The organism is Thalassospira sp. ER-Se-21-Dark, from assembly GCF_017922435.1.
Classification (GTDB): Bacteria; Pseudomonadota; Alphaproteobacteria; order Rhodospirillales; family Thalassospiraceae; genus Thalassospira.
The window spans coordinates 754,145-766,509 of sequence record NZ_VDEZ01000001.1 but is presented as its reverse complement, the minus strand read 5'-3'; the positions used below and the strand labels follow the sequence as shown (position 1 = coordinate 766,509).

General features: G+C 56.4%; 14 protein-coding genes. 7 read left to right on the top strand and 7 right to left on the bottom strand.

What is annotated here, in order from left to right:
- Positions 1-26 precede the first annotated feature (26 nt).
- Positions 27-482, top strand: coding sequence for a molybdenum cofactor biosynthesis protein MoaE (locus tag FHI25_RS03380; protein ID WP_210515118.1), 456 nt, complete (start codon positions 27-29; stop codon positions 480-482).
- 18 nt (positions 483-500) lie between these two features.
- Here the strand turns inward: FHI25_RS03380 and FHI25_RS03375 are convergent, their stop codons facing one another.
- The 4 genes from FHI25_RS03375 to FHI25_RS03360 form a co-directional block, all read right to left on the bottom strand.
- On the bottom strand, positions 501-788 hold the full coding sequence (locus FHI25_RS03375; RefSeq protein ID WP_210515115.1) for a hypothetical protein: 288 nt from the start codon (positions 786-788) through the stop codon (positions 501-503).
- Between the two features lie 19 nt (positions 789-807).
- The gene (locus FHI25_RS03370) at positions 808-1,653 is read right to left on the bottom strand and encodes a hypothetical protein (RefSeq protein WP_246878874.1); all 846 of its coding nucleotides are present in this window, start codon (positions 1,651-1,653) and stop codon (positions 808-810) included.
- A 113-nt stretch (positions 1,654-1,766) separates the two neighbouring features.
- Positions 1,767-2,417: a methionine biosynthesis protein MetW gene (gene metW, locus FHI25_RS03365; RefSeq protein ID WP_064779873.1), complete on the bottom strand. Its 651-nt coding sequence runs from the start codon at positions 2,415-2,417 to the stop codon at positions 1,767-1,769.
- A 2-nt stretch (positions 2,418-2,419) separates the two neighbouring features.
- Positions 2,420-3,529 carry a homoserine O-acetyltransferase gene (locus tag FHI25_RS03360; RefSeq protein WP_008889143.1) on the bottom strand — a complete coding sequence of 370 codons (1,110 nt, stop codon included), beginning with the start codon at positions 3,527-3,529 and terminating at the stop codon, positions 2,420-2,422.
- A 239-nt stretch (positions 3,530-3,768) separates the two neighbouring features.
- On the opposite strand from FHI25_RS03360, the gene FHI25_RS03355 reads away from it, so the two are divergent.
- From FHI25_RS03355 to FHI25_RS03330, 6 genes are all read left to right on the top strand, one after another.
- Positions 3,769-4,662 carry a chorismate mutase gene (locus FHI25_RS03355; RefSeq protein WP_210515106.1) on the top strand — a complete coding sequence of 298 codons (894 nt, stop codon included), beginning with the start codon at positions 3,769-3,771 and terminating at the stop codon, positions 4,660-4,662.
- A 52-nt stretch (positions 4,663-4,714) separates the two neighbouring features.
- Positions 4,715-5,812, top strand: coding sequence for a histidinol-phosphate transaminase (gene hisC / locus FHI25_RS03350; protein WP_008889145.1), 1,098 nt, complete (start codon positions 4,715-4,717; stop codon positions 5,810-5,812).
- A 1-nt stretch (position 5,813) separates the two neighbouring features.
- Positions 5,814-6,779, top strand: coding sequence for a prephenate/arogenate dehydrogenase family protein (locus FHI25_RS03345; protein ID WP_210515103.1), 966 nt, complete (start codon positions 5,814-5,816; stop codon positions 6,777-6,779).
- Between the two features lie 89 nt (positions 6,780-6,868).
- The gene (locus FHI25_RS03340) at positions 6,869-7,750 is read left to right on the top strand and encodes an EamA family transporter (protein WP_210515100.1); all 882 of its coding nucleotides are present in this window, start codon (positions 6,869-6,871) and stop codon (positions 7,748-7,750) included.
- Between the two features lie 47 nt (positions 7,751-7,797).
- Entirely contained in the window at positions 7,798-8,358 is a 561-nt protein-coding gene (locus FHI25_RS03335) for a gamma-glutamylcyclotransferase (protein ID WP_210515097.1), read from the top strand.
- On the top strand, positions 8,358-9,332 hold the full coding sequence (locus FHI25_RS03330; RefSeq protein WP_210515094.1) for an EamA family transporter: 975 nt from the start codon (positions 8,358-8,360) through the stop codon (positions 9,330-9,332). The genes FHI25_RS03335 and FHI25_RS03330 overlap by 1 nt, the downstream gene beginning before the upstream one ends.
- Positions 9,333-9,414: 82 nt before the next feature.
- Here FHI25_RS03330 and FHI25_RS03325 read toward each other — a convergent pair whose 3' ends face one another.
- The 3 genes from FHI25_RS03325 to FHI25_RS03315 all read right to left on the bottom strand — a co-directional run bounded on the left by FHI25_RS03325 (position 9,415) and on the right by FHI25_RS03315 (position 12,360).
- Positions 9,415-10,254, bottom strand: coding sequence for a lysophospholipid acyltransferase family protein (locus FHI25_RS03325; RefSeq protein WP_210515091.1), 840 nt, complete (start codon positions 10,252-10,254; stop codon positions 9,415-9,417).
- 87 nt (positions 10,255-10,341) lie between these two features.
- Positions 10,342-11,013 (bottom strand): YdcF family protein, encoded by a 672-nt coding sequence (locus tag FHI25_RS03320; protein ID WP_246878873.1) that lies wholly within the window; start codon positions 11,011-11,013, stop codon positions 10,342-10,344.
- A 444-nt stretch (positions 11,014-11,457) separates the two neighbouring features.
- Positions 11,458-12,360, bottom strand: coding sequence for a cell division protein (locus FHI25_RS03315; protein ID WP_008889154.1), 903 nt, complete (start codon positions 12,358-12,360; stop codon positions 11,458-11,460).
- Positions 12,361-12,365 lie beyond the last annotated feature (5 nt).

Below are 12,365 nucleotides of genomic sequence, written 5' to 3'. Positions count from 1 at the left end.
TAATCCGGCAAACCGGGACGGCGACCATGTCACGCGTTTCTGTTCAGCAACATGATTTTGATCCCGGGGTCGAACTTGCGGCCCTGACCAATGGGCGTACCGATATCGGTGCGGCGGTCAGTTTTGTCGGGCTGGTACGTGATATTCATGGTGGCGAAAACGTCTCGGCGCTCACCCTTGATCACTATCCGGGCATGACCGAACGCGAACTTGAAAAGATCGCCGGTGAGGCCGCCAATCGCTGGCCGCTCGATGATATTCGCATCATTCATCGCTTTGGCCGCATGTTGCCCGGTGAACGCATCGTTCTGGTGATTGTGCTCTCGGCCCATCGCCGTGCCGCGTTTGAGGCCTGCGACTTCATCATGGATTTCCTGAAAACCCGCGCGCCGTTCTGGAAACGCGAAGAAACCCCGGACGGTGGCGACAAGTGGGTGACGGCAAAGGCATCCGATGATGCCGATGCCGACCGCTGGAAATAACTGCCCGACAGCGGCCCATCAGATAAATTTCGTCAGCACCGCAACCAGTGTCATCAGCCCGGTTTGCAAGGTCGCCGCATTATTGACCTGCTGACGCAATTGCGTCATGGCCGCTTCGTCCTCTGCATCGACTTCCTTGGCTTCATCAAGCTGCTTGGCCTGAAGGGCGACCAGTTGGCTGGCGGCCTTATCAAGGGCCGGTTTGGATTTGACCTTCTGGTCAATCGTCGCCCCCTGATAGGTCACAGCCGCGGTGGCATAGGCTTCCTGTGCATCGGCAATCAGGGCGCCGAGTGTCTGGCTCATGGTTCAGTCTCCCTCTTGTCTAGTTGGTGGCGGTTTCAAGCAGGCCAGTGCCTTGGGTGACCAGTTCCGCCGGGCTCAGCTTGCCGATCTGGCTCGAAAGTTTGATGCCGTCTTCGACCGCGTTAATCAGCGACCCGACATCAAGCTTGGCATAGTTATCGATCTGTCCCTGCAACCTGTTGCCAAGGGCTGAGGCGGTGACAAAGGCGCGCAGGGTATCTGTCTGCATCGCGCGTTCGGCCGCAATCAGGCTGTTCCATTGCTGCCACCAGGCCTCGATCAACAGGCTTTCGGCCTCCGGATTGTTGTGGTCCTTGGTGCGGATCTGGTTCAGTTCGGCAATCAGGGCGCTGCGCCGGGTCAGGAATTGCGGCGGGGTGCGCGCGAAGTCATCGCTGATGGTGGCAAGCTGCGTGCGCAGTTTTTCCAATATGGGGCCGGATTTTGTGACCGCCGATGCACCCAATGCCGATCCGGCTTCGATATTATCGAAAATCGCAACAAACTGCTGATACTGGCTGCGCAGGCCTTTCAGCGTGTCCTGCCACTGGCGCGCGACACTCGGGTCGATCTTCACCGCATCGGGATCAAGCAAGGTATCGATATTGGCCGGTGTGATCGTGCCGGTGAAATCGGTGATGTTGGTGACAAACGCGCTGCGCTTTGCCGTGTCGGATTTCGGGAAGGGGGCAAATTGCGTGCTATAGGCCGCGTCATAGTGATCAAACGCCTGCTCGGTCGCGCTGCCAAACTGGGTGACCGAAAGTTTCAGCGTCTCGGCCTTCTCGGAACAGGCCGCAAGCAGGGGGATCGCGCCGATCAGAAAACTACGGCGAACAAATTGTATGAGGATTGAATTGGTCATATCGGCCCCGTCTGATGAAGTTGCCCGATCGGGCATCAGATTTCAGACGGGGACGGGATCGGTTTGTGATCGGGCAGGGGTGACTATTCACTAAAAATGAATAATCGGACTGATTATTTGCTTAACATGAAAAGTGCCTGATTGCCCAAAAAGTTGGAAAACCGGGTCTGGCTGCCGAGGCTGAGCTTCGATCCCGCTTCATTGAGAACCATCGACCGTTCGATCGTCAAATCCATTTCTTTACACAGCGCAACGAAGTCCAAAACCGTGCAGAAATGGATATTTGGCGTCTCGTACCACATGATCGGAAGGTTGGGATTCTGCGGCATACGGCCCCGGAACATCAGATCAAACCGTGCGCGCCAATGGCCGAAATTCGGAAAGGACACAATCGCCTTGGTACCAATGCGCAGCAATTCCGACAGCACTTCTTTCGGGCGCTGGGTTGCCTGCAAGGTCTGGCTGAGGATGGCGTAATCAAACGCGCCGTCCGGATAGTCTCGCAGATCGCGATCCGCATCGCCCTGCATCACCGGAAGTCCCTGTGCGACACAGTTGCGCACCCCTTCGTTGGAAAGCTCAAGGCCCCGCCCATCAACCTTTTTGGTGCGGGTGAGGTAGCCCAGAAGTTCGCCGTCACCGCAGCCGATATCAAGCACGCGCGTGCCCGGTTCGATCATGTCGGCAATCAGTTGCAGGTCAACACGGATGCGGTCGCTATGCGCAACGTTTGCTGCGCTGTTTGGGTTCAAAGTCTCATTCATGATTATTTCAGCCCCCGGCCTTCGGCGGCACCTTCGATGAAGCCACTCAGCACCATGTGGAAATCGGGTTCATCAAGCAGGAACGCATCATGGCCCTTGTCGCTTTCGATCTCGACACAGCTGACATTGCACGATGCGGCGTTGAGCGCATGCGCGACAATCCGGCTTTCAGCGGTGGTAAAGCACCAGTCGCTGGAAAACGAAATGACGCAGAACCGGGTTTTGCAGCCCTGAAACGCCTCGGCCAACCGGCCGTCATATTCAAGCGACAGATCGAAATAATCCATCGCACGGGTGATATAGAGATAGCTGTTGGCATCAAAGCGGTCGACGAAGCTTTTGCCCTGATGGCGCAGGTAACTTTCGACCTGGAAATCCTGATCGAAGCTGTAGGTGATCGCACCACGGTTTTGCAGCTTGCGCCCGAATTTGCGATGAAGGGCCGGTTGCGACAGATAGGTGATGTGCGCAGTCATGCGCGCCACAGCCAGGCCACGTGACGGTTTCTTGCCTTCGAGCAGGTAATTGCCCCCGCACCAGTCCGGGTCGGCCATGACGGCCTGACGTCCGACTTCATGGAAGGCGATATTTTGCGCCGAATGCCGGAACGAGGTCGCAATCGGGGCGGCGGCATAAACCCGTTCGGGATAGCTTTTACACCATTCAAGAACCTGCATGCCGCCCATGGACCCGCCAATGACGGCAAACAACATGTCGATGCCAAGCGCGTCAATCAGCATGGTTTGGGCACGCACCATATCGGCAATGGTGATCACCGGGAAATCAAGACCCCATGGCTTGCCGGTTGCCGGATTGATTTCCTTGGGCCCGGTACTGCCAAGGCAGCCGCCGATCACGTTGCTGCAGATGACGAAATACTTGTTGGTATCAATGATCTTGCCGGGGCCAACGATTTCGGACCACCAGCCTTCCTTGCCGGTGATCGGATGGACGTCATCGGCAACATATTGATCCCCGGTCAGGGCGTGACAGACCAGAATCGCGTTGGATTTATCGGCATTGAGTTCGCCGTAGGTCTGATAGGCCAGTGTAAACGGACCGAATTCCACACCGCTATCAAGGCGCAGCTTTTCCGTTTCGCCAAGCACCATATGGTGACCCGGAAGCGGAGGGCGCTTTTGTGTGTTGGTCGCGGTGGACATATTAGGTCGGTATCCCTGTTATGTGATGGATTTTCAGCCAAACTGGCGCTGCGCGACGGGGCGGCAGCCAAATCTGGCGAAAAGTCGCTTGCTCTAGCTATGAAGCAGACCGGGGTTTAGTCAATCTTTTCTTTGCATTTCTGCGGCCCTGTCCTAATACTGTGCGCCGTTCAAAAGAAGAGTAGATTATGGCGTCTGACGATAAAAATTTGGCAAATCTTGGCCTGGATGAGCTGCGCAGCGAGATCGACGAGATCGATCAGGCGCTGCAATCGCTGATCATTCGCCGGACAAAGGTTGTGCAGGCCGTCGGGGCCTACAAGGACCGGATGATCGCGGCGGGTGGCAAGGTCAAGGTGCCCTATCGCCCGGCCCGTGAAGCCCGCATCATGCGCACGCTTGTTGAACGTCATGAAGGGGCCTTTCCCAAAACCGCCCTGATCCAGATCTGGCGCGAAATGATCGCAGCCGGAACCCGCCTTGAAGCGCCGTACACGGTGGCACTTGGCCGCAATGCCGACGGGTTGGATTGCTGGGAACTGGCGCGCCTGAATTTCGGGTGCCTGAACGAAATCATTGAATTTGATACCCCGCGCGAAGCGTTCAATGCCGTTGAAGACGGGCGGGCAGCAGTTGGTGTGTTTCCCAAACCGCAATTGGGCGAGGCCCAGCCATGGTGGGTCCATCTGAGCGAGCAAAGTCCGGTGCGTGTGGTTTCCAAACTGCCCTTTGGCGGTCGCCCGGTTGGACGCGGCGAAGATACCGAGGGTTTCGTTCTGGCAGCCATTGAACTTGAAGACAGCGGTGATGACCGGACTCTGTTTGTGGTCAGCCTGTCAAAAGAGATTTCGATGGATACCGTGCGCAAAAAAATTGCGGATGGCATCGACGGATCGGTAATCCTTGGCTTTTCTGACGATGAGGCGACGGATCGGCGTTTTGTGCTTGTTGATGTGCCGGGATTCTTTTGTAATCGCACCAATGCGTTTCAGAGCACACTGGATGCGCAAGGCCTTCGCCCCGAAAGTTTGCGGGTGGTGGGGGCCTATGCCGTGCCGCTTGCCGAAGACGCACTGAGTTAAACATGCTTGGCAGCCGCGACTGGCTGCAATTTCCCCAGGGAGAATATACCTGATGTCTGCGCCCACCCCACGCCCCGGAATTCTTGATATCGCGCCGTACAAAGGCGGTAAATCCAGTGCTGACAGTGCTCAGCGCGTGATCAAATTGTCTTCGAACGAAGGCGCACTTGGCCCGAGCCCCAAGGCCATGGAAGCCCTGCGTAACACGGCAACCCGTTTGCATCGTTATCCGGATGGCGGTTGCGACGTTCTGCGTCACAAGCTGGCCGAGAAATACGGCCTGGAATTTGATCAGCTTATCTGCGGTAACGGTTCTGATGAACTTCTGACGCTTCTGATCCGTGCCTATGCCGGTCCGGGTGATGAAGTGCTGTATTCGCAGCACGGCTTTTTGATGTATCCGATTGCGACCATGGGTGTTGGTGCGACGCCGGTAACCGCGCCTGAAACCAACATGACGACCGATGTTGATGCGCTGCTGGCGGCGGTGACGGACAAAACCAAGATCGTGTTTGTTGCCAACCCGAACAACCCGACCGGCACCTATATTTCGGACGCCGAAATGAAGCGCCTGCGCGATGGTCTGCGTGAAGACATCGTTCTGGTGGTGGATGCGGCCTATGCCGAGTTCATGACCGGTCAGGAAGATTATTCGGCCGGTGAGGAACTTGTGAAAGCAGGCAACAACACCGTGATGACCCGCACATTTTCCAAGATCTATGGTCTTGGGGGTATCCGTCTGGGCTGGTGCTATGCGCCGCCGGCGATTGCCGATGTGCTGCAACGCCTGCGCAACCCGTTCAACGTGCCGCTGCCGACACAGGAAGCCGGTGCCGCCGCCCTTGATGATGATGACTTCGTCAATGAGTGCGTGCGCCACAATGCCGAGACGCTTTCGTGGTTCCGTGACGAGGTGAACGCGATTTCGGGCCTTAAGGCACATCCGAGCTATGGCAACTTCGTTCTCGTTGAATTCCCGGCAGAAGAAGGCAAGAACGCCGATGCTGCCAATGATTTCATGATGGCCCGTGGCGTGATCCCGCGCAAAATCGGTGCCTATGGCCTGCCGCAGATGCTTCGTATTTCTATCGGTACGAAGGAAGAAATGGAAATCTGCCTGCAGACCATCAAAGACTTTGTGAACGCATAAAATGACCAATACTGCATCCCAGCCGCTGTTTGAAACTGTCGCCTTTATCGGCATGGGCCTGATCGGCTCGTCCATGGCCCGTCGCATCAAGCGTGACGGCCTTGCCAACAAAATCACCTGCGCGGTCCGATCAGAAGCGACCCGTGACCGGGTGCTTGAACTTGGCATTGCCGATGAGGCCTATTGCGACATCAAACAGGCGGTTGGTGATGCGGATCTGATCATGGTCTGTGCCCCGGTCGGTGCCAATGAAGCCATTGGGGCACAATTGACCGGTGTCCTTAAAAAGGGTGCGATTGTTTCGGATGTTGGTTCGGTCAAACAATCGGTCATCCGCGATATTGCGCCGCATCTGGATGAGGGTGTGCACTTCGTGCCCGGTCACCCGTTGGCCGGTACGGAACATTCCGGCCCGGATTCCGGTTTCCCGGAACTGTTTGAGGAACGCTGGTGCATCCTGACCCCGATCCCGGGCGAAAACGAAGATGCGATTGCCAAGGTCAAAGCCCTTTGGGAAGCCTGCGGGATGTATGTTGAATGCATGGATGCCGATCATCATGATCGCATCCTTGGCATTACGTCACACTTGCCGCACCTGATTGCCTACACGATTGTCGGGACGGCGACCGATCTTGAAGATGCGCTGCGTCAGGAAGTGATCAAGTTTTCCGCAACCGGTTTCCGTGATTTTACACGTATTGCTGCGTCTGATCCGACCATGTGGCGGGATGTGTTCCTGAATAACCGGGAAGCCGTTCTGGATGTACTGGGACGTTTTCAGGAAGACCTGATGGCCCTGCAACGCGCCATTCGCTGGGGCGAGGGCGACAAGCTGTTCGAGCTGTTTTCGCGCACCCGTGAAATTCGCCGCGGCATTGTTGATGCCGGTCAGTATTTCGCCAATTTCTCGGCCGAAGGCGAAGACCGCAAAAGCGACGAAAAGAGCAAGAAAAAGCCTGCTGAGTAATTTGGGAGTGACCGGCATTCTGTCGGTCATCCTGTGCGGTCCATCAAGCAGCCCCACCACGCGTGACGGACCGACCTTAGGGGAATGAAATGTCTGCCACCAATCATCCGGCGTTCGCCCGGATCATGCCATTTGTGTTCGTGTTCCTGTGGAGCACGGGCTTTGTGGGTGCCAAGTTTGGCCTGCCCTATGCAGATCCGTTCGTTTTCCTTTTTGTCCGATTTGTCATTGTCCTGATCCTGATGATCCCGGTGATCTTCTTGATGGGGACGAAATGGCCAAAAACCTGGCGTGAGGCGGCCCATATCGGCACCACCGGGGTGCTGGTGCATGGCGTGTATCTGGGCGGCGTATTCTGGGCGATTGATACCGGTTTGCCGGCCGGGCTTGCCGCATTGATCGTTGGTTTGCAGCCGGTTGTGACCGCATCGGTCGTGGGTTCCATTTTGGGCGAACGGGTTTCGATGCGCCAATGGGGCGGTTTGATCCTGGGTCTGATCGGGGTGGCGCTGGTTTTGCTGCCCAAGATTGGCGATGGTGTCGGCATTACCCCGTTTGGCATCGGACTTGCGGTGTTTGCACTGTTTGGCATGACTGCGGGTACCCTTTATCAGAAGCGTTTTTGCACCGGTATGGAACTGATGAGCGGCACAGTCGTTCAATATGTTGCTGCCAGTGTGTTTGTCGGCGTTGTCGCGCTGTTCAAGGAGCCGCTGCATGTTGAATGGAGCATGGACTTCATTCTGGCGATGGCGTGGCTGGTGCTGGTTCTGTCGATCGGGGCGATCATGCTGTTGATGGTTCTGATCAAGCAGGGCGAAGCCACCCGTGTGGCCAGCATGTTCTATCTTGTGCCGCCGACAGCCGCGTTCTTTGCCTGGCTTCTGTTTGACGAGCAACTTGGCGTGCTTGGCTTTGCCGGGTTTGCAATTGCCGCCCTTGGGGTGGCATTGGTGATCATGAAGCGTTAGTTTCGCGTAATTCTAAGAGATCAGAAAGCTAGTTAGCGGAGGAATGCGTGAGCGACGCGCGCGAAAAATGGGTGTTTGGATACGGGTCGCTGTTGTGGCGGCCGGGCTTCGAATTTGTCGAGTGCGCACGTGCGTTGCTGCCCGGCTATCACCGGTCGTTTTGTATCTATTCCCATCATTATCGCGGCACGCCGGAAAATCCGGGGTTGGTTCTTGGCCTGAACAAGGGCGGGGAATGTGTTGGCAACGCGTTTCTCATTGCTGACGAAAACTGGTCAAAGGTGAAAGCCTATCTTGATGAGCGCGAACTTGTGACCAACACCTATATCCCGGCCGATGTCGAGGTCGAGCTTGCAGACGGACGTAAGGTGATTGCACACACCTATGTCGCCGATCCTAGCCATGAACAATATGCCGGCAACCTGCCGGTCCGCACTGCGGTCGAAATCATCGTTGCGGCCCATGGCAATGTCGGGCCGAACCTTGAATATCTGGAAAACACGGTGCGCCATCTTGATGAAATGGGCATCATTGATCCGCCCCTGCACGATCTGATGGATCTGGTGCGGCGCGAATATGGCGAGATCAATATGGGGGCGGGGATCTGATGAGCCAGTCAAACGGAACGACCGTGTCTGCCACCCAGGCCGGTTCGCAGACGCCACTGACGATGGCCTATCTGATGTTGGTGGCCTGTTCGTTGATGTGGGGGTCAAACCACGTTGTGGCGCGCGGCATCAATGAAACGGTCCCGTTCGAGGCGCTTTCATTCTGGCGCTGGATCGTTGCGATCTGTTTGCTGTTGCCGTTCTGCTTTAAATACCTGCGTCGCGATCTGAAAATCATGGCCGACCACAAATTGTCGATGTTCCTGATCGGCTTTACCGGTGTGTTCCTGTTTTCGGTGGTGATTTATCTGGCGGCCTATAACACCACGGCGGTCAATACCGGCCTTCTGAACGCGACAACGCCGATCTGGGTTCTGTTGTTTGCAGCCCTTCTGACCGCAGACAAACCACGGCTTGGTCAATGGCTGGGCGTGTTGGTGGCCGGGGCCGGAACCGCGACGATCATCGCCAAGGGGGACCCATCGGTCTTTGCCAGAATGGATTTCGTTCTGGGCGATGTGCTGGCGATGATGTCGGCCATGGTCTGGGCGGCCTATTCGATGTTTTTGAAACGCGCGCCCAAGGGTGTGCATCCGCTGAGCCTGGTATTTGTGTCGGCCCTGATCGGCTTGTGTTTCCTGACCCCACTTTATGTCTGGGCGCTGGTGGTCGATGGAAAGCCGTTCTTCACCCGCCTTGATCCGGTTTGGCCCGATATGCTCAAGATTTTCTATATCGGGGCGGGTCCGGCGTTTCTGGGATACATGTTCTGGAACAGGGGCGTGTCGCTGGTGGGGCCGGCCAAGGCGGGCGTGTTCATGTATCTGATCCCGGTCTGTTCAAGCGGCCTTGCCATCGCGTTTCTCGGTGAGGCGCTGCATCTTTATCATCTGGCAGGCATTGTTTTGATCGTGTCGGGCATCTGGCTTGTCACGCGCAAAAAGACAGAGCGCGTTCGCGTCACAAAGCCGTAGAGCCTTTAAGCGATAAAAAAGGCCCGCATACCAGGTGGTGTTGCGGGCCTTTTTATGTGTTGTGACGCTACGCGCAGGCGGTTCAGGAGACCTTGTCTTGCGCCGTTTCTTTGACAGGGTCCTTGGCCGTCGCGCTTGGTTGCGCGTCCTCTTTTTCCTGCTTCGCATCAATGTCGTCCGAGGTCAGCATCGGCAGATGGAATTCTGTTTGTGCCTCGGCCTCAAGCTCGCGCGTGCGGGTATCGATGCGGTGCTTGATTTCCTTCATGAAGGTCTTGCGATCAAGGCCCGGTTCCATGGGCGGCAAGAATTCCATGGTGACCCGACCGCCATATTTCATAAAGCTGTCGCGGCCCCAGAACATGCCGGAATTAAGCGCGACCGGAATAACCTTTGTGTCCGGGAAGGCCTTGTAAAGCGCGAAAATCCCCGGGTGATACGGGCGGTTTGAGCCCGGCGGGGTACGCGTGCCTTCGGGGAAAATGATGACCTGACGGTTTTCCTCAAGCGCCTTGGCAGCGCCCTTGATCATGTCTTTGAGGGCCTGACTGCCCGCCGAACGATCCACGGCAATCTGCCCCGAGAGGATCAGGAACTGCCCGACGAGCGGAATACGGGTGAGTTCCTTTTTCAGGATGTATGCCGGATCAGGAACCACCGTATGGAAGGTCAGGGTTTCCCAGGCGGACTGATGTTTGGCGACAATGATGCACGGACCGTCTGGCAGATTTTCCAGACCGGTGAAGCGTTTGCGCATGCCCACCGAGTAGCGCAGCATGAACTGAATGAGGCGACACCAGGCATGGCCGACGAACTGGTTGGCCTTGCGCCCAAACAGCATCAGCGGCAACAGAACAATGCACAAAAGCGCCGTTCCGCCGAAAAACAACACGTTAAACAGTAACGCGCGCAGGGTAATCATTCAGACAAATTCCTTACAGCCATGGTCCTGACCTTAAATATTCACTGTTTTGTAACAGCAATATGACGATCAGAAAATGCCGATTGTTCAGCCATCCTTGCGCGCCGCGTTTGAGGCGGAATAGTCATCAAGGTCAGGTGCATCTTTCACAGGGCCACCGGGGCTGCGCAGTGCAGCACGGTCACCGTTTGGCAACCAGTTGAGCAGCGTGTTGCGCAGGCTGGCAAAGACGTATTTGTTATATTCACTGGCGATCAGGGCGCTGCTGCCGGGGAAGCGCCACCAATTGTCGACCTTGACGTTATCGGGAAAGACCGGATGTGCGACGATTTCAACATCGGGCATCAGGCTTTTGAATTCCAGAAGGGATCGAGGCATGTGGTAATTGGCGGTCACGATGCGCAGGCTTTTGAAACCTTCCTCATACATCCAGACAGCGGTTTCAATTGCATTGCCGCGCGTATTTTCGGCGACATGGCCCAGAACAACACAACAGGCGATCAGGCGCGGATCGGATTTGCCGACCGACAGAAGTTCGTCGACTTCAACCCCGCGATAGACACCCGATATGAACAGTTTGTCGGCAAGACCGCGCACCAGAAGCCGGCGGCCTTCGGACAGGCGCTCGCTGCCGCCGGTCAGAACGACAATGGCGTCGGTGCGTTGGGTCGTGTTTTCAACCGTTTTGGGAATGTAATCGACATACCAGATGAAGCCCGCCGCCCAGACCAGCGCGCAGAAAATCAGTGTGGAAAGCAAAAAACGAAACCGCCGGAACCGGCGTCGATGTTGCACACTCAGCGGGGGCTTGTTCATGAAGGCGTGCCTGAATAGCGGCGGTCTGGCATGAATTCGGATCTCCAGGGGGCAAAACTCATTCACATAATCGTCCGGTCGCCCGGATTTGTACGGATATGCAGAGCAAAATCGCAGGAAGATTAATATCTTTCAAGATTTTGCGACAAAATAGCCCGTGCAAATCCGGGTGATCCGAAGGACAACTGATATGAGAGAAAGCCTCTGCGTCAAATCCCTTGACCGGGGATCACCCCGCTCTGCGGGCTTTTCCTAGCTTTTTCTCTCATATCAGTTGCCGGGTCGGTTATGTGAATGAGTTTTGCCCCCTGAAGGGACAAAGAGGGCCAAGGCCATGATCCCAAAAGGGAAGTGGTAACGACCGACTATACGAAGACCGTGAGCGGGTTACAACATCCGGTGTAGGACACGAAGCACAGTTCGGTTGGCGGTGATGCCCGCCACCAATGCAACAATAAACGGAATGGCGACGATCAGGCCAATAAAGGTCGGGCTAAGAACCAGTGACGGCACCGGCCAGCCCGCCCGCAATCCAAGCCAACCAATCAGGGCCGAAACCGGCAGCGCAATCAAAAGACCGATCAGTGCGCCAAAGAAGGCAAGGCGTCGGTTATGACGGCCGAACTGACTGGCGATATAGCCATCCTGTGCGCCAATCAGATGCAGTAATTCAATGATGCGATGATGGATCGACAGCCCTGATCTGGTGGCAAACACCACCGAGAGCATGGTCGCGCCAAACAGCACGACAATCAAAAGGGCCAGTGCCAGTTCAACCGAAAAGGCGACATCGGCGATGCGTTCGATCCAGATGCGATGATCATCAAGTACGGCTTCGGGCGCGATGACGCCCAGACGGCTTTCGAGCGCATCAAAGTTAAACCCGGTTTCGGGCGTGACTTCGATAATGCGCGGAATGGGCAGCTCGCTGATGACTTCGTCCGGGCCCAGCCAGGGTTCGAGGAGGGCCGCCATGGTATCGGGGCTGAGTTCCTCGATCCGGGCGATGCCGGGCAGGGTGGATACCTGTTCGATGATGCTATCGACCGTGCCTTGCAGGGCGGCTTCACGTTCGGCGGGGGATCGGTTGGCAAGTTCGGTCGGGGGGACCTGGATCGACAGGCTGCCTTCGATCTGGCCGGACCATTGGCCGACACTGTCATGCAGGGCGGCCAGCCCGACGATGGAGAAGGTCAGGAGCGCAACCATCAGGGCGACGATGCTCGGCAAAAAGCGCGAGGACGAATCGCTTTCAAGAGGGAGGTGCGATGGAGGTGCGCGAAATGCCATGATCG

Excerpts from the sequence above, each read along its gene's own strand:
- FHI25_RS03380 (WP_210515118.1), top strand. The coding sequence starts at position 27 with ATGTCACGCGTTTCTGTTCAGCAACATGATTTTGATCCCGGGGTCGAA.
- FHI25_RS03375 (WP_210515115.1), bottom strand. The coding sequence starts at position 788 with ATGAGCCAGACACTCGGCGCCCTGATTGCCGATGCACAGGAAGCCTAT.
- FHI25_RS03370 (WP_246878874.1), bottom strand. The coding sequence starts at position 1,653 with ATGACCAATTCAATCCTCATACAATTTGTTCGCCGTAGTTTTCTGATC.
- metW (WP_064779873.1), bottom strand. The coding sequence starts at position 2,417 with ATGAATGAGACTTTGAACCCAAACAGCGCAGCAAACGTTGCGCATAGC.
- FHI25_RS03360 (WP_008889143.1), bottom strand. The coding sequence starts at position 3,529 with ATGGTGCTTGGCGAAACGGAAAAGCTGCGCCTTGATAGCGGTGTGGAA.
- FHI25_RS03355 (WP_210515106.1), top strand. The coding sequence starts at position 3,769 with ATGGCGTCTGACGATAAAAATTTGGCAAATCTTGGCCTGGATGAGCTG.
- hisC (WP_008889145.1), top strand. The coding sequence starts at position 4,715 with ATGTCTGCGCCCACCCCACGCCCCGGAATTCTTGATATCGCGCCGTAC.
- FHI25_RS03345 (WP_210515103.1), top strand. The coding sequence starts at position 5,814 with ATGACCAATACTGCATCCCAGCCGCTGTTTGAAACTGTCGCCTTTATC.
- FHI25_RS03340 (WP_210515100.1), top strand. The coding sequence starts at position 6,869 with ATGTCTGCCACCAATCATCCGGCGTTCGCCCGGATCATGCCATTTGTG.
- FHI25_RS03330 (WP_210515094.1), top strand. The coding sequence starts at position 8,358 with ATGAGCCAGTCAAACGGAACGACCGTGTCTGCCACCCAGGCCGGTTCG.
- FHI25_RS03325 (WP_210515091.1), bottom strand. The coding sequence starts at position 10,254 with ATGATTACCCTGCGCGCGTTACTGTTTAACGTGTTGTTTTTCGGCGGA.
- FHI25_RS03315 (WP_008889154.1), bottom strand. The coding sequence starts at position 12,360 with ATGGCATTTCGCGCACCTCCATCGCACCTCCCTCTTGAAAGCGATTCG.